The following is a 19,044-nucleotide window of genomic DNA, read 5'->3' as shown; positions in this document are numbered from 1 at the left end:
TAAAGGAGAACATTATGGGTAAATATTTCGGAACAGATGGTTTTCGTGGTGAAGCAAATGTAAAACTTACAGCAGATCATGCATTTCGCGTGGGACGTTATCTCGGCTGGTATTACGGCAGAGATCACAAGGCGAAGATCGTGATCGGCAAGGATACAAGAAGAAGCAGTTACATGTTTGAGTATGCCCTTGCGGCAGGACTTACCGCATCCGGAGCAGATGCCTATCTGCTTCATGTAACCACAACTCCAAGTGTATCCTATGTGGTACGTACAGAAGATTTTGACTGCGGTATCATGATTTCCGCAAGCCATAATCCGTTTAATGATAATGGGATCAAGGTCCTTAATGAGAACGGACAGAAGATTTCCGCAGATATTGAAGCACGTATCGAGGCATATCTGGACGGCGAGATCGAGGAGCTTCCGCTGGCAACCGGAGAAGATATCGGCTGTACTGTGGATTTTGCATCCGGAAGAAACCGTTATATCGGACATCTGATCTCTATCCCATGCCATGATTTCAAAAATATCAAGGTTGGGCTGGATTGCTCCAACGGAAGCTCATCCGCCATTGCCAAGAGCGTTTTTGACGCACTTCGTGCAAAAACCTATGTGATCAACAATGAGCCAAACGGAACCAACATTAACCGTGGCTGCGGTTCCACACACATTGAAGTTCTGAGACAGTTCGTGGTAGATAAAGGCTTGGATATCGGTTTTGCATACGATGGTGATGCAGACCGCTGTATCGCCGTAGACCACCGCGGAAACATCATTGACGGTGATAAGATCATGTATGTGTGCGGCAAATATTTAAGAGAGAAAGGCCAGCTCAACGGAAATACAGTTGTAACAACCGTTATGTCCAATCTTGGTCTTTACAAGTCTCTGGAGCGTGAAGGCATCGACTATGAGCAGACTGCAGTTGGTGACAAATACGTTGCCGAGAACATGATGGAAAACAATTACAGTATCGGTGGTGAACAGTCCGGACATATCATCTTCAGCCGCTATTCCGCTACCGGTGACGGGATCCTGACTTCTCTTATGATCATGGAGGCATGTGTAGATCAGAAGGCTACACTCTGCGACCTTGCAAAGGAGATGAAGGTTTATCCGCAGCTTCTCCGGAATGTGCGTGTTTCCGACAAGAAAACAGCACTGGAGAACGAAAAGGTAAAAGCAGCCATTGAGGCAGCCGCAGAGGCACTTGGTGATGACGGACGTATCCTGGTACGTGAGAGTGGTACAGAGCCGCTGATCCGTGTTATGGTAGAAGCGGGAACGGATGATCTCTGCCATAAATATGTAGATAGTGTTGTTGATGTGATGGAAGCCGAAGGGCTTGTTGTAGAATAAGGAATTCCATGAAAAAAACAAAGACCGTATTGATTCTTGCAGCCGTTACAGGAGCCTTGCTTCTGGGCGGCTGTGGCAGTGAAAAAACAAAAATATATGAACAGGCCGGAAAGGATCTTTCCCAGGGAAGCTACAAGTATGCCCTGGAGGAGTACCAGAGCTCGATCCAGAACGGAGTGAAGCTGGCACAGTCCTATCGCGGGGCAGGTATCGCAAGCCTGCGTCTTGGCAAATATGAGGATGCGGTGAATAGCTTCACGGAAGCTCTGAACTGCGATAAAGTAAGCAAAAGCCTTCGTAAGGATATCCTGTCCTACCGGGCTACTGCAGAGCTGAAGTCTGGAAAATACGAGGATGCCATGGCAGACTGCCAGACACTTGGAGAAGATTTTTCCATGGATGCAGGTAGTTATTTCCTCACCGGAAAGGTTGCCCTTGCCATGGATTCCTACGAAGAAGCCGCATCTAACTTCAAACAGGCCTATGGAGAAGATTCCACCTATGATATGGCGATCGAGATCTATGAGGCATATCTGGACAAGGATATGGAAGCGGACGGAACCAGATATCTGGAAGCTGCTCTTTCTTCTGAGGCCAAGGATGCCCAGGACCACTGTGACAGAGGCCGTGTCTACTACTATATGGAAGACTACAGCAACGCAAAAAAAGAGCTTCTGGAAGCAACCAAGAAGGATAATACGGAAGCATTGCTTCTTCTGGGAATGGTATATCTGGCCCAGGATGATGTGGAAAATGCCCAGGCAATGTACAAGCAGTATATTTCCGCAGTGGGTGATTCCGCCAAGGGCTATAATGGTCTGGCACTGTGCGATATCCGAAGCGGAGATTATGATTCCGCTCTTGATAACATCACAAAAGGCCTTCCGACAGCTACCACAGACGAGATGCAGAGTCTTCTGTTCAATGAGATCGTAGCCTATGAAAAAAAGCTGGATTTTGCTACTGCACTGACCAAGGTCCAGGAATATATTGAGATGTTCCCTGAAGATTCCGCTGCAAAAAAAGAGCGGGCTTTCCTGAAAACCAGAACGTCTTCGGAGGGCTGATATGGAATATTTTGAGGAAATACAGGACAGGGTTATCCTGATCGGTGTCCAGGCAGATCGGGGGGATGACATGGAGGAATCCCTGGATGAGCTTGGAGAACTTGCGGCTACGGCAGGTGCGGCGGTTGCAGGCAGGATCATTCAGAATCGTGAGGCCGTACATCCGGGCACCTATATCGGAAAAGGCAAGATCGAAGAGGTAAAGGGTCTTCTCTATGCCCTGGATGCCAATGGTGTGATCTGTGACGATGAGCTTTCTCCTGCCCAGATGAATAATCTGGAGCGGGAGCTGGAGTGCAAGGTTATGGATCGTACCCTGCTGATCCTTGACATTTTTGCGAAGCGTGCCGTCACAAGTGAAGGCAAGATCCAGGTAGAGCTTGCACAGCTTCGTTACCGGTCTGCACGTCTTGTGGGACTACGTTCTTCTCTTTCGCGACTTGGAGGAGGAATCGGAACCAGAGGCCCCGGTGAGAAAAAGCTGGAGACAGACCGTCGTCTGATCCGGAACAGGATTTCCGCACTGAAGCAGGAGCTTTCCCAGGTGGAAAAGCACAGAGAGCTGATCCGTTCCAGAAGAGCTGTGGGAAATCTGAAGACAGCAGCCATTGTCGGCTATACCAATGCAGGAAAGTCAACGCTTCTGAATACACTGACAGGCGCCTCGGTGCTTTCGGAGGATAAGCTGTTTGCCACACTGGATCCGACTACCCGTCTTCTGACACTGGATGACGGACAGCAGCTTCTTCTTACGGATACCGTAGGCTTTATCCGCAAGCTTCCCCACAATCTGGTGGAAGCCTTCAAAAGTACTCTGGAGGAAGCCAAATATGCGGATTATATCATTCATGTGGTAGATGCATCCAATCCTCAGGCGGAGATACAGATGCATATCGTATATGAAACCCTGAAAGAGCTTGGTGCTCTGGGAAAAAAGACGATCACACTTTTTAACAAGCAGGACCGTGTTTCCGGGGAGAGCTTCCGGGATCTCCGGGCAGACCATACGCTGAAGATTTCCGCACGGACAGGAGAGGGGCTTGAGGAATTTAAGCAGCTTCTTTCTGAGATACTGGCAGAAGGACAGATTTATATGGAACGGCTTTTTCCTTATTCGGAGGCCGGTCAGATCCAGCTGATCCGTGAGTATGGACAGCTTCTTTCGGAAGAGTATACCGAAGGAGGGATTGCTGTAAAAGCAAGAGTTCCGCGGGAAATCTATCCGAAAGTCACATAATGTTAAAATATCTACTCAGTACCATATATAGTACCGTGAACAAAACGGGCACTATATATGGTACTTTTTATGTTGACGCAAAGAGGCGTGTCTGATACAATAAGCCTACAGCGCTTTGAACACAGATTGTGAAACGGAGTGTGTTCGTAAGCAGGCAAGTGAGGCGGAATGAAATATCCGCTTATAAATAAATGCATGAGGGAGGCATTTTCTTATGTTTCAGGTAGTAAAAAGAGACGGTGAATTAGACGAATTTAAAATGGGGAAGATCACTGCGGCAATTGATAAGGCATTTGATGCCAAAGGTAAGAATTACAGTTCGGATATGATCGATCTTCTGGGACTTCGTGTTACAGCGGATTTTCAGAATAAGATCGAGAACAACCGGATTTCTGTTGAGGATATCCAGGACAGTGTGGAGAACGTACTGATCCAGGCCGGATATTCTGATGTTGCCAAGGCGTATATCCTTTATCGTAAGCAGCGTGAGAAGATCCGCAATATGAAATCCACCATCCTTGACTATAAAGAAATCGTAAACAGCTATGTAAAGGTTGAGGACTGGCGTGTAAAGGAGAACTCAACGGTTACTTATTCTGTAGGAGGTCTGATCTTAAGCAACTCCGGAGCAGTTACCGCAAACTACTGGCTGTCTGAGATCTACGACAACGAGATCGCAGATGCACACAGAAATGCAGATATCCATATCCATGATCTGTCCATGCTGACCGGTTACTGTGCAGGCTGGTCCCTGAAGCAGCTGATCCGAGAGGGACTTGGTGGTATTGAGGGTAAGATCACTTCTGCACCTGCAAAGCATTTAAGTGTACTCTGCAACCAGATGGTAAATTTCCTGGGTATCATGCAGAACGAGTGGGCGGGCGCACAGGCATTTTCATCCTTTGATACTTATCTGGCACCTTTTGTAAAGGCAGACAACCTTTCCTATCCGGAGGTTAAGAAATGCATTGAGTCCTTTGTATATGGCGTAAATACTCCAAGCCGCTGGGGCACTCAGGCACCATTTTCCAACATTACACTGGACTGGACCGTTCCGGACGACCTTGCAGAGCTTCCGGCTATCGTAGGCGGCAAGGACATGGATTTCAAATATAAGGACTGTAAGAAAGAAATGGATATGGTCAATAAGGCATTTATCGAGACCATGATCGAGGGAGATGCCAACGGACGTGGATTCCAGTATCCGATCCCGACCTACTCCATCACAAAGGAATTCGACTGGTCTGATACCGAGAACAACCGTCTTCTCTTTGAGATGACTTCCAAGTACGGTACTCCGTATTTTTCCAATTATATCAACAGTGATATGAAGCCAAGCGACATCCGCAGCATGTGCTGCCGCCTCCGCCTGGATCTCCGTGAGCTCCGCAAAAAGAGTGGTGGATTCTTTGGCTCCGGTGAGAGTACAGGCTCTGTAGGCGTTGTTACCATCAATATGCCGCGTATCGCATACCTTTCCAGAACGCCGAAGGAATTTTATCAGCGCCTGGACCACATGATGGATATCTCCGCAAGATCTCTTCATATCAAGAGAGATGTGATCAGTAGGCTTCTGGATGAGGGACTGTATCCGTACACGAAGAGATATCTTGGAAGCTTTGACAATCATTTTTCCACCATCGGTCTTGTGGGAATGAACGAAGCGGGCTTAAATGCCTGCTGGCTGAAAAAAGACATGACAGATCCGGAAACCCAGAAGTTTACAAAAGAGGTTCTGGAGCATATGAGAAGCCGTCTTTCAGACTATCAGGAGCAGTATCCGGGAGAGCTTTTCAATCTGGAGGCAACACCGGCAGAGTCCACTGCATACCGTCTTGCCAAACACGACAGAAGCCGTTATCCGGATATCAAAACAGCGGGAAAAGAGGGCGACACTCCGTATTACACAAACAGCTCTCATCTGCCGGTTGATTACACTGCGGATATTTTTGACGCACTGGATATTCAGGACGATCTGCAGACTCTGTATACTTCAGGAACCGTATTCCATGCATTCCTTGGGGAGAAACTTCCGGACTGGAAGGCAGCGGCAGCGCTGGTACGTAAGATCGCAGAGAATTATCGCCTGCCCTATTACACCATCTCACCGACCTATTCCGTATGTCAGGAGCATGGCTACATCAGCGGCGAGCATTTCACCTGCCCGAAATGTGGAAAGAAGGCTGAGGTTTACAGTCGTATCACAGGATATTACCGTCCTGTACAGAACTGGAATGATGGTAAGACCCAGGAGTACAAGAATCGTACCCTCTATGATATTACCCATTCCCAGCTGAAAAAGGTCCACACCAGTGTGATGACCATGAAGGGTGACGAGGTGGAGATCCAGCCTGTGGAATCTCATAAATATCTTTTTACGACCAGCACTTGTCCGAACTGCCGTATGGCAAAGAAAATGCTGGAAGGCGAAGAACTGGAGATCATCGATGCTGAGCAGAATCCCGAGCTTGTCAAGCAGTATGGGATTCGTCAGGCCCCGACGCTTGTCATTACTGACGGGGCGAAGGTTAGGAAGTATGTGAATGCTTCTAATATACAGAAGTATGTAGACGAAGAGTTGGATTGAGTTTTTTGCCAAAATAACTGTAAGTAAAAAATGGATGGCTGGACGCATGTCTGTTGGATGTGTGTCTGGCCTTTTTTATATTGGGAATTTTATGTTATGATATTTTATGTTTGAGATTTGGGGACTGGAAAAGATGGTTGACATTTCATGTCGAGATGGGTATACTTATACCTAAATTTAATGATTAAAAGCGTTACGCTTTAACGTATGAATGTATACGCGAAACGCTCCATCCCGGAAGGGCCCCGCTGGGGAAGGGATTCACTTCCACCAAATTTCATGCTAAAATAAAAAAAGAAAATAAAAAAGAATAACAGAAAAGAGGAAAATTATTATGGTAAAACAGAACATCGTCTTCGTAGAAAACACTCCAGGCAGTCTTCAGAAAGTTACAAAGATTCTTGCAGAGAATCAGATCGATATCTACGGTTTCGGCTGCTTTGACGCACCGGAGTTTGCAAACTTCCGTATGGTATGCGACAATCCGGAAAGAGCAGATGAGATCATGGCTGAGCATGGATACATGACTCGTATCACACAGGCTATCTTGGTAGACCTTCAGGATGAGATCGGTGGGTTAGACAAGCTTCTTAGTGTCATGGGCGACAGCAACGTAAACCTTCATTACATCTACACCTTCTTCCACAGAGGCCTGAAAGTTCCGGTAGCGATCATGCACTGTGAGGATCTTCTGGTTGCAGAGAGTGTTCTCCGTAACAATGGATTCCAGGTTCTGAACCGCCTGGTAGATCCGGATGGAGAAGCAGAGGCGTAATCAATCGCATAAAAGGGACAAACAGGAATGAAGTATCGTATTTTTATTGTAGAAGATGACGAAACAATCGCGAATCTTCTGAAAAAGCATCTCAGTTCCTGGGGATATGACGTTTTTCTGGCTGAGGATTTTTCCAATATACTGCAGGAATTTGCGGGGAAAGATCCTCAGCTTGTTCTTCTGGATCTGAAACTTCCATTTTATAATGGCTTTCACTGGTGTGAGGAAATCCGAAAGGTTTCCCAGGTGCCGGTGATCTTCATCTCCTCCGCAGCGGATAACATGAACATGGTCATGGCCATGAGCCGTGGAGCCGATGACTTTATTGCCAAGCCTTTTGATATGGACGTACTGGTGGCCAAGATCCAGGCAATCCTCCGCAGAACCTATTCCTTCGGAAACCCGGGAAATGTCCTGGAACATAAAGGCGCGGTTCTCAATCTTTCCAGAGCGACACTGACCTGGAACGGGGAGGAGACGGAACTGACCAGAAATGAACTGCGTATCTTGGAACTGCTTTTTTCCCAGGCAGGGAAACCGGTATCCAGAGATGCCATTATGACAAAACTGTGGGAAAGTGACAGCTTTGTGGATGACAACACCCTGACCGTAAACATTACACGCCTTCGCAAAAAACTGGAGGCGGCAGGCCTTGTGGATTTTATCATCACGCGAAAAGGTCTTGGATATATGGTGTGAGGTTTTTATGGAATCATTTCGAGCATATTTAAAACAGACAAAAATTTTTTTCATCGCCTGTGTTTTTATGGCGGCTGTGTCGACAGCAGTGATCTGCCTGTACCAGCTTCCCCTGGAGGCGGCGGTCTATCTGGCAGTTCTGTGGCTGGGAGCAGGAGCTGCCGTTTTTTTATACGGTTATGCCTGTTACAGACAGAAGGTGCAGAACTTAATCCTGGTGGAAAAAGCTCCGGAGATTAATCTGGGCCGGCTGGGCGAGACCACCGATGAGGTGGAGCTTCTTTACAGGGATATCATCCGGAAACTGGACGGCATGCGGATGGGTGCGGAGACAGAACGGCAGCGTTCTCTGGAAGAAATGACCGATTACTACACTATGTGGGCACATCAGATCAAGACGCCGATCTTTGCTCTACGCCTGCTGATTCGGGAGGAGCCGGAGGAGAACCGGGAGTCCCTGGCACAGCTTTTTCGCATTGAACAGTATGTGGAGATGGTGCTGGGCTACCTTCGCACGGAGGACATGTCCGCCGATCTGAAGCTGACCCGATGCTCGCTGGATCGGATCATCCGGGAGCAGATCCATAAATACGCAGGGATCTTTGTGTCAAAAAAGCTTTCGTTATCATATGAGGGGACAGATGCGATCGTTCTTACCGATGAAAAATGGCTTGGTTTTGTCATTGGACAGATTCTTTCCAATGCGTTGAAATATACAAGAACGGGCGGCATTGAAATCTGGCTGGAGGATGAGCGTGGAAACAGGGTATCTGAGAATCCAAATTTGAAGCAGAATACGGCCCCGGGGATTTGTAATACGGCCCCGGCAACTCTGGTCATCGCAGACTCCGGCATCGGAATCCAGCCGGAGGATCTTCCGCGCATCTTCGAAAAAGGCTACACAGGCGTCAATGGACGGGAGGACAACCGTGCTACCGGGATCGGTCTGTATTTAAGCCGGAAGATCCTGAGAAAACTGGGTCACGAGATCACTGTGGATTCCCAGGTGGATAAAGGCACGGAAGTTCGGATGAGCCTGTGGAAAAAAGATCTGGAGATGTATTAACCTTACACAAATGTAAGCTTCCTCCGTAAAATGTAAGCCACTTCGATGGCAGCCGCCGGAGAATTTTCTTATACTGAAACCATAACATAGCGTTTCGGGTAATTCTTACATCAGGTTCGATTGCTTTAGAACATGATGCACGACTCCCTGGATCGCTGTAAATACAGATAAGAAAGGAATTAGCGTATGGCATTACTGGAAGTAACAAATGTAAAAAAGATATACAGCACCCGCTTCGGCGGAAATAAAGTGCAGGCACTTTTCAATGTGACATTTTCGGTGGAAGAAGGAGAATATGTGGCGATCATGGGAGAGTCCGGTTCCGGAAAAACAACACTTCTGAATATTCTGGCAGCCCTGGACCGCCCCACATCCGGCGAAGTGCTTCTGGAAGGAAAAAGCATTACTCACCTGACAGAAAAAGAAATTTCCGCATTCCGTCGGAAGAACTTAGGCTTTGTGTTCCAGGATTTCAATCTTCTGGACACCTTCAGTCTCCGGGACAATATTTATCTTCCTCTCGTGCTGGCAGGGGAAGATTATCAGGAGATGGAGCAGAAGATCCGTCCCATTGCAAAAGCCCTTCACATCAACCAGCTTCTGGAAAAATTCCCCTACGAGGTTTCCGGCGGACAGAAGCAGAGAGCAGCAGTTGCAAGGGCACTGATCACAGATCCGAAGCTGATCCTTGCGGACGAACCGACCGGAGCCCTGGATTCCCGTGCAGCCTCCGATCTTCTTTCCATGTTCAATGAGGTAAATCGGGAAGGCCAGACCATTCTCATGGTAACTCACAGCGCGCAGGCCGCCAGCCACGCATCCAGAGTACTTTTTATCAAGGATGGCGAAGTGTTCCACCAGATCTACCGTGGCACAAAAACAAGACAGGAAATGTACCAGATGATTGCAGATACCCTGACGATCCTTACGACAGGCGGTGAGACCTATGCGTAAAGGAATGTTTGGAAAACTGGCAGTGCAGAACATCCGGAATAACCGGAGCACCTATGTTCCCTATATGCTTACCTGCATTTTCTGCATTGCCATGATGTATATGATGGAATTTCTGCGGGACTGTCCCACATTGGAGAAAGCAGTGCCCCAGGCAGCAGAAGTGAGGATGATCGTAGGAACCGGTGAAGTGGTTGTTGGAATTTTCTGCGTTATCTTTCTGATCTACAGCAACAGTTTTCTCATGAAACACAGACAGAAAGAAATCGGGCTTTACAACATTCTGGGACTGGAAAAAGGCCATATCGGAAAAGTGATGTTTCTGGAAACAATCATGACTTCGCTGCTTTCTCTGACGGCAGGGATCGGGATTGGCATCCTTGGAAGCAAGCTCTCCCTGCTTTTGCTTTTCCGTTTTCTTCATGTTCCGGCAGTGCTGGGATTTTATGTTTCCATTACAGGAATCCTGTTTTGCATCGCAGGATTTGGAGGGATTTTTCTTGTTATTCTGGCACTGAATCTTACCAGAGTAAGGATGAATAACCCCATAGAACTTCTGAGAGGCGGAAACACAGGAGAGAAGGAGCCCCGGGCAAAATGGCTCATGGCACTTCTGGGGATGATTTCTCTTGGAGTGGGATATTATCTGGCAGTAACCACGGAATCCCCAATCCAGGCAATTTTCATTTTTCTTCTGGCAGTGATTCTGGTTATGGCAGGAACGTATCTTCTTTTTACCGCAGGAAGCATTGTAATCCTGAAACTTTTGCGAAAGAACAAAAAGTTCTACTATAAAACCGGCAACTTTATCAGTGTCTCCGGCATGATCTATCGTATGAAACAAAATGCGGCAGGCCTGGCCAGCATCTGTATTTTAAGTACAGGAGTGCTCCTGCTTCTTTCTATGACTGTGTCGCTGTATTTTGGAATGGGTGACATCATGGTGAACCGGTATCCTTTTGATACGGATGCCAGGATTTCGGGCATCAGCCAGGAACAGAGTGAACAGATTCAGAAAGTTTTTGCACAGGCAATCAAAAATGATCAGGTGCCGGCAGAAAAAACAGTGGACGAAACTTATCTCGAGATCGGCTGCAGGCAGGAAAAAAACGGTATTATGATCGGACAGGCTTACAGTTACTCAGAAGATGGAAAATCCGTAGATCTGTATACGATCCGTCAGTCTGAGTATGAGAAACTTACCGGTGAAAAAACAGATCTTCACGACGGCGAGATCTTTGCCTGGTATCCGTCTGAAAAGGAAAAAGACATATTAAAAATTGATGACCGGGATTTTGCAGTAAAAAAATGGCTGGAAAAAGCACCTTTAAGTGCCATGAACAATCTGGTATCCAATATGGCGGCAATTGTTGTGACGGATTCCGATTTCGAGTATATTGACGGGCTTCGGACAAAGATGTATGAAGGTCTTGATGCCTACGAGGCTGGAAAAGATCTCACAGTTCATTTGGGTGTAGATATCCGTGGCAGCGGGGAGGAAAAGATCCGGTATGGCCAGGCTGTTTATCAGGCACTGAAAGATTACTGCAGAAGCGGTGGCTTTTCAGAGAATACCATCGTGATCGGTGGTGTCCGCCAGAGTGAGTACGAAACGTATTATGTAGATAATGGAACGATCCTGTTTATTGGAATCTTTTTGGGAGCACTGTTCCTTATGGGAACGGCGATGATCATTTACTACAAACAGATCTCAGAGGGCTACGAAGATCAGGGAAGGTTCCAGATCATGCAGAAAGTAGGTATGAGCCGCAGAGAGGTGAAAGGAGCTATCCGCAGACAGATCCTTCTGGTATTTTTTATCCCGCTTGTGATGGCAATGGTGCATATTTCCATGGCATTTCCGCTGATCCGCCGGCTCCTGCTGCTGTTCGGAATGGCCAATACAAAATTGTACGTGGGCTGCACTGCGGGAACGGTTCTGGCCTTTGCGCTGGTCTATGGACTGATCTACTCCATGACAGCCAGATCTTACTATAAAATAGTGGAAAAAGCATAAAATCGGTGAAAAAGCACAGCTGTGTTTGCTGTGAAGTATTGAAGTTTTGATATGGCAATGCTACAATAAAGGGGCGTGTCAGGAAGCAGAAAAGTTTCCGGGCACGCTCTTATTTACATGTACAACGAACTATAGCGATGCACTAATTTATTGGATCGCTGTAAGACGAGACGCTGGTGATCGCTGCACAGATCGGAGAAGCCTGCAAAGGTGCTTTTCATAGTTGCGTTTTATAACAGAATGTACATATAATGGAGGAAATCGATGAAAAGAGAAAATTTCAGAAAAGGTATGAAGGATGGAGTTCCCATCGCTCTTGGATATTTTGCGGTATCCTTTACCTTTGGCATGATGGCTGTTGCCGGCGGCTTGAGTATCTGGCAGGCAGTTCTGATCTCCCTAACCAACCTGACATCGGCCGGTCAGTTTGCGGGACTGGACATTATTTTTGCGGGAGGCTCCATGTGGGAGATGGCAATGACCCAGCTGATCATCAACCTGAGATACTGCCTGATGTCATTTTCCCTGTCCCAGAAATTCCGGCGTGAGGAGTCCGGTATCCTGAAATACATCGCTGCTTTTGGTATCACCGATGAAATTTTCGGGATCAGTGCGGCCCAGGAGGGAAAGGTCAGCGTATTTTATAATTACGGAGCCATGTGCGTGGCAATTCCCGGATGGACTCTTGGAACTCTGGCAGGAGGAATCTCCGGAAGCCTTTTGCCGGATTTTATGCTTAGTGCGTTGAGCGTTGCCATTTACGGAATGTTCCTGGCCATCATCATCCCGCCGTCCAAAAAGAGCAGACCGGTTCTTGGGGTGGTTGTGGCATCCATGGCAGTCAGTACTGTTTTTGCGGTGACACCGGTGTTAAAACAGGTATCATCCGGATTTATGATCATTATCACAACACTTCTGGTAGCAGGCCTGGCAGCTTATTTCTGCCCGCTGGAAGAGAAAGGGGAAGCCGTTCATGAGTCATAATGTATATCTTTATATCCTGGTGATGGCAATTGTCACCTATCTCATCCGTATGCTGCCCCTTGCTCTTGCAAAAAACGAGATCAGAAGCCCGTTTATCAAGTCCTTTCTGTATTATGTGCCATATGCCTGTCTGGCAGCCATGACCTTCCCGGCCATCCTGAAGGCCACAGACAGCATCATCTCCGGTGCAGCAGGTTTCCTGGTAGCACTTATTGCTGCATATAAGGAAAAAAGCCTGATCACAGTAGCCCTACTGGCATGTGCGGCGGTGTTTATCGTGGAGAGGGTTCTGGTATTTATTTGAAGAGGGGATATGCGGAAATATAATACGCAGGAGGGAGCTTCGAAAAGCTCCCTCCTTTTTCATTTATTCACCTAAAAATCCAAGATCGATCTCTCCGTCAAACACCGTAGTTGCAGGTCCTGTCATATATACAAGGTTTTCATCTCTTTCCCAGGAGATGTTTAAGTCTCCGCCAAGAAGCTGTACAGTAACCGGTTTGTTGCCGTCAACCTTGTCATTGAGGATGGAAGCTACCGTAACTGCGCAGGCGCCTGTGCCGCAGGCAAGGGTTTCTCCGGAGCCACGCTCCCATACACGCATCTTTACGGTGTGGCGGTCGATCACCTGAACAAACTCAGTGTTGACTCTGTCCGGGAAGCATACGTGATTTTCAAAGGACGGGCCGATCTTTTCCAGGTCAAGGCTGTTCACATCGTCTACGTAGATGATGGCATGAGGATTACCCATGGAAACTGCGGTCATGTGATATTCTTTTCCGTCGACGGTGATGGGAGCGTCGATCACCTGCTCGGTTTTGGCAACCACCGGGATCTCTTTTGCAGTGAGGATCGGGGAGCCCATGTTGACTTTTACCATGGAGGCCTTGCCGTCGCGGATGGTAAGATCCACATATTTGATACCGCTTCTTGTGGCGATGCTTAAAGAAGTTTTGTCCACAATGCCGTGGTCGTAGACATATTTGGCAACGCAGCGGATACCGTTTCCGCACATGGCACCCTGAGAGCCGTCCAGATTGTACATATCCATCTCGCAGTCTGCAATCTCAGACGGGCGGATCAGGATCAGACCATCGGAACCAATGCCAAAATGACGGTCGCTGACAAATTTTGCCACTGCGGCCGGATCCTTAACAGTCTCCTCAAAACAGTTTACATATACATAATCGTTTCCAATGCCGTGCATTTTCGTGAATTTCATAATAGTAGCCTCCTCTTGTTTCTGAATATTATACTTGTTTTTTCTGTTGGAGCACAAGACCCACATGAAAAAAACACGCAGGTTTTTTCCATTTGTTGCCTTTAATAGTATAGTATACTGAACAATTGTTATCGAAAAGTGAATTTTCCCTGTGAAATTCCGGTAAATTAGAAGTGGATTTTTGTATTTATGGATTTTATGTGCTTGCATTTTGTCAGAAACATGGTATCATAAAACAAAGTAATATGCATGGAGATGTATAATTATGCTGTACATTACGGATTGGGCTGTTACAAGCAGAGAGACAGTTAACGTAAAGTACATAGAATTCAGGAGGAAGAAAAAATGAAGAGAAAATTTATGGCACTTGCACTTGCAGCAGCTATGACAGTTTCTATGACATCCGCTGTTTTTGCAGCAGATGAGATCAAGAGCGCAGATGATCTGGAGGGTAAGAAGATCGGTGTTCAGCTTGGAACAACCGGTGACGCAGACGCTACAGAGGTTAAAGACGCAACAGTAGAGAGATACAACAAAGGTAATGACGCTGTTATGGCTCTGAAACAGGGTAAGATTGACTGCGTAGTGATCGACAGCGAGCCTGCTAAGAAATTTGTTGAGAAAAACGATGATCTTGAGATCGTTGAGGATATTTTTGATAAAGAGGAGTATGCGATCTGTCTTTCCAAAGATAATGCAGACCTTACAAAAGAGTTTAACGAGGCTCTGAAGGAGCTGAAGGATGACGGAACTCTGGATTCCATTAGAGATAACTATATCGGTGATGATGCAGGTAAGACACCATATGAGACTCCTAAGGATGCAGATCACTCCAAGGGAACTCTTACCATGGCAACAAACGCAACCTTCCAGCCATACGAATACTACGACGGAGATAAGATCGTAGGTATTGATGTTGATATCGCTCAGGCTGTCTGCGACAAGCTTGGATATGAGCTGAAGATCGAGGATATGGAGTTTGATGCGATCGTAAATTCTGTTAAATCCGGAAAAGCTGATTTTGGTGTTGCAGGAATGACAGTAACAGAGGATCGTAAAAAGAGCGTTGATTTCACTGATCCGTACACAACTGCAGAGCAGGTTGTTATCGTAAAGAAATAATTTTGTACAGAGAAATCAGAGGATTCTGAACGGATAAGCTGAGAAACAGATATTCGTTGCAGAGTTCAGTAGCGAATGATCAGGTTCCGGATATCCGGGTATGTTTTCCGGATTTCGGAACCTGTAGTTTTGGAAAGGGTGGAAATTTTGAGTCTTATTGAACAGTTTCAGTTTAACTTTCTGGACGACAATCGCTGGCAGTTCATTTTGTCCGGTCTGAAAAATACCATCATTATTACTTTTTTTGCTGTACTTCTTGGTATTTTTCTGGGATTTGTCATTGCTATTGTCCGTTCCACACATGATAAGACAGGTAAGCTTAAGATCCTTAATGTGATCTGTCGTGTTTATCTGACGGTGATCCGTGGCACACCAACGATGGTACAGCTGCTGATCGTATTTTATGTTATTTTTGCAACCATAGATCCGGGTAAGATAGTCGTTGCCATTATCGCCTTTGGTATGAACTCTGCTGCATACGTGGCTGAGATCGTCCGTTCTGGTATCATGTCTATTGATCAGGGACAGTTTGAGGCAGGACGGAGCCTGGGTCTTAACTATACACAGACTATGATCAAGATCATTCTTCCGCAGGCGGTCAAGAACATTCTGCCGGCTCTGGGAAATGAGCTGATCGTACTTTTGAAGGAGACATCCATCAGTGGTTATATCGGACTTATGGATCTGACCCGTGGCGGAGACATTATCCGAAGCCAGACCTACAGTGCACTGTTCCCGCTGCTGGTAGTAGCTGCAATCTATCTTGTGATCGTTTGTTTCCTTACCTATCTGGTAGGAAGACTTGAAAGGAGACTGAGAACCAATGAGCGTAAGTAATGAAGTGCTTCTGGATGTACAGGGACTTGAAAAGGCCTATGGCGGCAATCAGGTTCTCAACGGGATCACCACACAGATCCGCAGAGGTGAAGTAGTAGCCATCATCGGACCATCAGGCTGTGGTAAATCCACATTTCTCCGTTCCCTGAATCTCCTTGAGGAGCCGACCGGGGGAAAAATCCTCTTTGAGGGAACCGACATCACAGATCCAAAGGTGGATATCAACCGTCATCGCCAGAAGATCGGAATGGTATTCCAGCAGTTCAATCTGTTTCCTCATAAGACAGTAAAAGAGAACATCATGCTCGCACCGGTGACACTGAATCTTATGAGTAAGGAAGAGGCTGAAAAAACGGCACTGGAGCTTCTGAAGCGAGTAGGTCTTCCGGATAAGGCAGATTCCTATCCGGACATGCTTTCCGGCGGTCAGAAGCAGCGTATCGCCATTGCAAGATCTCTTGCCATGAACCCGGACGTGATGCTGTTTGATGAGCCTACATCTGCTCTTGATCCGGAGATGGTCGGAGAGGTTCTGGAGCTGATGCAGGAGCTTGCAAAATCCGGCATGACCATGGTTGTGGTAACTCATGAGATGGGCTTTGCCCGCGAGGTGGCAACCAGAGTTCTTTTCATTGATGAAGGAAAGATCCAGGAGGAAAATTCTCCTAAGGAATTCTTTGCAAATCCAAAGAATAAGAGACTTCGTGAGTTTCTTTCAAAGACATTATAATGACATTATAAATATAAGAATATTAAAAACGGATGCTTTATCCTCCTGTGGAAATGCTGCAGGAGATAAAGCATCCGTTTTTTATAGTTACAGAATAGTGACGTAGTTATTTCACCGGCTGGTTCAGATCACTGTAGGTTACATCCTCAAAGGGGAGAGAGATGCGTTCTCTTCTGGCAGAGGAAAGGTAGATTCCTTTTACCATTTCCAGGGTTTTTCTGCCTTCCAGTCCATCGATGGCAACGGGAAGATCCTCACGGACGGAACGGTAGAAGTCACGGATCTGCAGGTGATGGCTGCTTCCCCAGTAATCCGGGCCCACATTTGTGGTCTCATAAGTGTTTCGGATCTCGGCATAGGTGCCGTCCAGCTCGTAATAGCCCATGTCCTGCTTAAGACCCAGGCGTCCTTTTTCTCCGATCAGTTCAATATTGATCGGGGAATCGGCTCCGTAAATGTTGCATGCATATAGATTATAAAGACAGCCGTTTTTGAACATGATAGCAGCGTCTGCGGCATCCTCTACCTTTACAAAATGGTGGACATAATTATGGACACTTCCGTCGATCCATTCCACATCGGAATGCAGCATATATCGAACACGATCAATGCTGTGGATCGCCTGGTCGATGAGAACACCGCCGCCCTCTTTGTCCCATGTTCCCTTCCAGTCACTTCCACTGTAATAGTCGAGCGGACGGTTCCAGGTCAGATAGGAACGGGCGGTAAGGATTTTTCCGAAATCACCCCGCTGGATCATTTCGCGGAGCTTTTCCACACTTTTTGTGTAACGTGTCTGGAAGATAACACCCAGCTTTACATGAGTTTCTTCAGCGGTACGGATCATTCTGTCTGCATCCTGAAGACAGGTGGCGATGGGCTTTTCGGTAAGGACGTTAATGCCGGCTTTCATGGCTTTGATGGCCATGACCGGGTGCAGGAAATGCGGCAGACAGAGATGTACCACATCAATATCCTTATCCAGGATCTCATCAAAGTCCGTAGTCCAGGAACAGTTAAATTCCTCTGCAAAGGAACGGGCAAGAGCGGGGTCCTTATCGACAGCATATATTAATTCTACTTCATCGCTGAGACGATGGAATGCATCCGCATAAGAGACAGAAATACGGCCGCAGCCTACAATAGCAGCTTTCAGTTTTTTCATGGCTTCCTCCTTATATCATCCGATAAAAAAATTCGTCGGATCCTGATTTGTAAAAGAATAGTGGATATCAAAAAAGTATTTCATGGCTCCGTTCAGGAACGAATCGCTCTGGAGCTGAGAGTAACGGACGGTCACATTATCTACCATCCTGCGAAAACCTGTTTTTTTCAGGTCTTCCCGCACTTCGTTGAGAAAATATTCGCCAAGAGCAGGGATTTTTCCGCCGAGAACGATCAGAGATGGATTTACGGTACTGATCAGATTACTCAGGGCGATGGACAGCTCCCATGCCATCTCCTTTACCATGGCAAGAGCGGTTGGATCGCGGAAAGTGGCAGCCTTTCCCAGATCTGAGAAGGTGATTTCTGAAAGTGCGCTTAAGGATGGAATCTGTCCAAATTCCGGGATCCTGTTTTTCAGAGCCTGTTCCGAGATCATAACTTCCAGACATCCATGATTTCCGCAGATACATTCCGGACCGTGAGGATCAATGGAATAATGGCCGAACTGGGTAAAAGAACCGCTGGCAGTTCCGAGCATACTTCCTTCTGTGAAAAGGGTGGCACCGATGCCGCGACCGAAATTGAGAAAGGCAAAATTTTTCTCTTTTATATTGCCATAGACCTTTTCTGCATAGGAATAGCAGGCAGTATCATTGAGAAGATCTACCGGGTATCCCGGGAATGCAGTCTTCAGAGATTTAATGATCTGAGTACTTTCCATGGAAGGCAGATTCAGGGTCGTGGAATATACTTCATTGCTGGAGGCATCGATCATGGCAGACATTACTACACAGATGCCAAGGATACGGTCAGGAGCACAGTGTTTCAGGATGGATTCCCGGAAACAGGAGCCGGAGCATACAACGTGATTTTCATCTTCGGAAAGCTTTCGCGCTTCGTGGAAGACGGAAGTGCCGGCAATGTCTACCAGATAAGCCTCTACAGTATTCTCATGCCAGTTCATGACAACGATGTAGTAGCTGTTCATCCGTACCTGAAGACAGTTCGGCTTACGTCCGATGCTGTCGGATTCTCCGATACCGCTGTCCACGATGAATTCCCTTTCGATCAGTTCGTCTACAAGAGTAGATACGGTTGTCTTGCTGAGCTTCGTCTGTTTGGCAAGGTGTGCTCTGGATATTCCGGGACTGGAATAGATGGAAGTATAGAGCCGTTTCATATTCGTGTTCTTAATAACCTGCTGATTGACAAGTTTCATAGT

At 46.8% G+C, this 19,044-nt stretch carries 17 protein-coding genes; 14 read left to right on the top strand and 3 right to left on the bottom strand.

Annotated elements, in window-relative coordinates; genetic code table 11:
- Window positions 1-14: 14 nt before the first annotated feature.
- The 11 genes from glmM to DWW77_RS04885 all read left to right on the top strand — a co-directional run bounded on the left by glmM (window position 15) and on the right by DWW77_RS04885 (window position 13,048).
- The gene (gene glmM / locus DWW77_RS04935; protein ID WP_015526146.1) at window positions 15-1,361 is read left to right on the top strand and encodes a phosphoglucosamine mutase; all 1,347 of its coding nucleotides are present in this window, start codon (window positions 15-17) and stop codon (window positions 1,359-1,361) included.
- A gap of 8 nt (window positions 1,362-1,369) precedes the next feature.
- The gene (locus DWW77_RS04930; protein WP_022426860.1) at window positions 1,370-2,428 is read left to right on the top strand and encodes a tetratricopeptide repeat protein; all 1,059 of its coding nucleotides are present in this window, start codon (window positions 1,370-1,372) and stop codon (window positions 2,426-2,428) included.
- Window position 2,429: 1 nt separating this feature from the next.
- Window positions 2,430-3,665: a GTPase HflX gene (hflX, locus tag DWW77_RS04925; protein ID WP_118608153.1), complete on the top strand. Its 1,236-nt coding sequence runs from the start codon at window positions 2,430-2,432 to the stop codon at window positions 3,663-3,665.
- A 214-nt stretch (window positions 3,666-3,879) separates the two neighbouring features.
- Window positions 3,880-6,252: a ribonucleoside triphosphate reductase gene (locus tag DWW77_RS04920; protein WP_118608152.1), complete on the top strand. Its 2,373-nt coding sequence runs from the start codon at window positions 3,880-3,882 to the stop codon at window positions 6,250-6,252.
- A gap of 334 nt (window positions 6,253-6,586) precedes the next feature.
- Complete coding sequence (locus DWW77_RS04915; protein ID WP_015526141.1) at window positions 6,587-7,027, top strand: ACT domain-containing protein; 441 nt, start codon at window positions 6,587-6,589, stop codon at window positions 7,025-7,027.
- Between the two features lie 27 nt (window positions 7,028-7,054).
- Window positions 7,055-7,726, top strand: coding sequence for a response regulator transcription factor (locus DWW77_RS04910; protein ID WP_022426863.1), 672 nt, complete (start codon window positions 7,055-7,057; stop codon window positions 7,724-7,726).
- A 7-nt stretch (window positions 7,727-7,733) separates the two neighbouring features.
- Window positions 7,734-8,792 (top strand): sensor histidine kinase, encoded by a 1,059-nt coding sequence (locus tag DWW77_RS04905; RefSeq protein ID WP_118608151.1) that lies wholly within the window; start codon window positions 7,734-7,736, stop codon window positions 8,790-8,792.
- Between the two features lie 186 nt (window positions 8,793-8,978).
- Window positions 8,979-9,746: an ABC transporter ATP-binding protein gene (locus tag DWW77_RS04900; RefSeq protein WP_015526139.1), complete on the top strand. Its 768-nt coding sequence runs from the start codon at window positions 8,979-8,981 to the stop codon at window positions 9,744-9,746.
- A complete protein-coding gene (locus tag DWW77_RS04895) occupies window positions 9,739-11,760 on the top strand; it encodes an ABC transporter permease (RefSeq protein ID WP_114002101.1) in 2,022 nt (673 codons plus the stop codon). The genes DWW77_RS04900 and DWW77_RS04895 overlap by 8 nt, the downstream gene beginning before the upstream one ends.
- A 264-nt stretch (window positions 11,761-12,024) precedes the next feature.
- Entirely contained in the window at window positions 12,025-12,744 is a 720-nt protein-coding gene (locus DWW77_RS04890; protein ID WP_118608150.1) for an AzlC family ABC transporter permease, read from the top strand.
- Complete coding sequence (locus DWW77_RS04885) at window positions 12,734-13,048, top strand: AzlD domain-containing protein (RefSeq protein ID WP_015526135.1); 315 nt, start codon at window positions 12,734-12,736, stop codon at window positions 13,046-13,048. Before DWW77_RS04890 ends, DWW77_RS04885 begins: the two co-directional genes overlap by 11 nt.
- A 63-nt stretch (window positions 13,049-13,111) precedes the next feature.
- On the opposite strand, the gene dapF is transcribed toward DWW77_RS04885, so the two are convergent.
- A complete protein-coding gene (dapF, locus tag DWW77_RS04880; protein ID WP_118608149.1) occupies window positions 13,112-13,966 on the bottom strand; it encodes a diaminopimelate epimerase in 855 nt (284 codons plus the stop codon).
- A 345-nt stretch (window positions 13,967-14,311) separates the two neighbouring features.
- Here dapF and DWW77_RS04875 point away from each other — a divergent pair, with 345 nt between their 5' ends.
- The 3 genes from DWW77_RS04875 to DWW77_RS04865 all read left to right on the top strand — a co-directional run bounded on the left by DWW77_RS04875 (window position 14,312) and on the right by DWW77_RS04865 (window position 16,655).
- Window positions 14,312-15,088: a transporter substrate-binding domain-containing protein gene (locus DWW77_RS04875; protein ID WP_118512579.1), complete on the top strand. Its 777-nt coding sequence runs from the start codon at window positions 14,312-14,314 to the stop codon at window positions 15,086-15,088.
- A gap of 147 nt (window positions 15,089-15,235) precedes the next feature.
- The gene (locus DWW77_RS04870; RefSeq protein WP_227574153.1) at window positions 15,236-15,925 is read left to right on the top strand and encodes an amino acid ABC transporter permease; all 690 of its coding nucleotides are present in this window, start codon (window positions 15,236-15,238) and stop codon (window positions 15,923-15,925) included.
- Window positions 15,912-16,655, top strand: coding sequence for an amino acid ABC transporter ATP-binding protein (locus DWW77_RS04865; protein WP_118608148.1), 744 nt, complete (start codon window positions 15,912-15,914; stop codon window positions 16,653-16,655). Before DWW77_RS04870 ends, DWW77_RS04865 begins: the two co-directional genes overlap by 14 nt.
- 106 nt (window positions 16,656-16,761) lie before the next feature.
- On the opposite strand, the gene DWW77_RS04860 is transcribed toward DWW77_RS04865, so the two are convergent.
- Both DWW77_RS04860 and DWW77_RS04855 read right to left on the bottom strand, forming a co-directional pair.
- Entirely contained in the window at window positions 16,762-17,820 is a 1,059-nt protein-coding gene (locus DWW77_RS04860) for a Gfo/Idh/MocA family protein (protein WP_118608147.1), read from the bottom strand.
- 15 nt (window positions 17,821-17,835) lie between these two features.
- Entirely contained in the window at window positions 17,836-19,041 is a 1,206-nt protein-coding gene (locus DWW77_RS04855) for an ROK family transcriptional regulator (RefSeq protein ID WP_118608146.1), read from the bottom strand.
- Between the last annotated feature and the right edge of the window lie 3 nt (window positions 19,042-19,044).

This window comes from Ruminococcus sp. AF17-12 (genome assembly GCF_003479245.1).
GTDB lineage: Bacteria > Bacillota > Clostridia > Lachnospirales > Lachnospiraceae > Blautia_A > Blautia_A fusiformis.
This window is presented reverse-complemented; position numbering and strand designations above follow the sequence as displayed.

Coding starts and splice junctions, on each gene's coding strand:
- DWW77_RS04895 (WP_114002101.1), top strand. CDS start 9,739: ATGCGTAAAGGAATGTTTGGAAAACTGGCAGTGCAGAACATCCGGAAT.
- DWW77_RS04930 (WP_022426860.1), top strand. CDS start 1,370: ATGAAAAAAACAAAGACCGTATTGATTCTTGCAGCCGTTACAGGAGCC.
- DWW77_RS04910 (WP_022426863.1), top strand. CDS start 7,055: ATGAAGTATCGTATTTTTATTGTAGAAGATGACGAAACAATCGCGAAT.
- DWW77_RS04890 (WP_118608150.1), top strand. CDS start 12,025: ATGAAAAGAGAAAATTTCAGAAAAGGTATGAAGGATGGAGTTCCCATC.
- DWW77_RS04915 (WP_015526141.1), top strand. CDS start 6,587: ATGGTAAAACAGAACATCGTCTTCGTAGAAAACACTCCAGGCAGTCTT.
- DWW77_RS04860 (WP_118608147.1), bottom strand. CDS start 17,820: ATGAAAAAACTGAAAGCTGCTATTGTAGGCTGCGGCCGTATTTCTGTC.
- DWW77_RS04905 (WP_118608151.1), top strand. CDS start 7,734: ATGGAATCATTTCGAGCATATTTAAAACAGACAAAAATTTTTTTCATC.
- glmM (WP_015526146.1), top strand. CDS start 15: ATGGGTAAATATTTCGGAACAGATGGTTTTCGTGGTGAAGCAAATGTA.
- DWW77_RS04855 (WP_118608146.1), bottom strand. CDS start 19,041: ATGAAACTTGTCAATCAGCAGGTTATTAAGAACACGAATATGAAACGG.
- dapF (WP_118608149.1), bottom strand. CDS start 13,966: ATGAAATTCACGAAAATGCACGGCATTGGAAACGATTATGTATATGTA.
- DWW77_RS04885 (WP_015526135.1), top strand. CDS start 12,734: ATGAGTCATAATGTATATCTTTATATCCTGGTGATGGCAATTGTCACC.
- DWW77_RS04865 (WP_118608148.1), top strand. CDS start 15,912: ATGAGCGTAAGTAATGAAGTGCTTCTGGATGTACAGGGACTTGAAAAG.
- DWW77_RS04875 (WP_118512579.1), top strand. CDS start 14,312: ATGAAGAGAAAATTTATGGCACTTGCACTTGCAGCAGCTATGACAGTT.
- hflX (WP_118608153.1), top strand. CDS start 2,430: ATGGAATATTTTGAGGAAATACAGGACAGGGTTATCCTGATCGGTGTC.
- DWW77_RS04900 (WP_015526139.1), top strand. CDS start 8,979: ATGGCATTACTGGAAGTAACAAATGTAAAAAAGATATACAGCACCCGC.
- DWW77_RS04920 (WP_118608152.1), top strand. CDS start 3,880: ATGTTTCAGGTAGTAAAAAGAGACGGTGAATTAGACGAATTTAAAATG.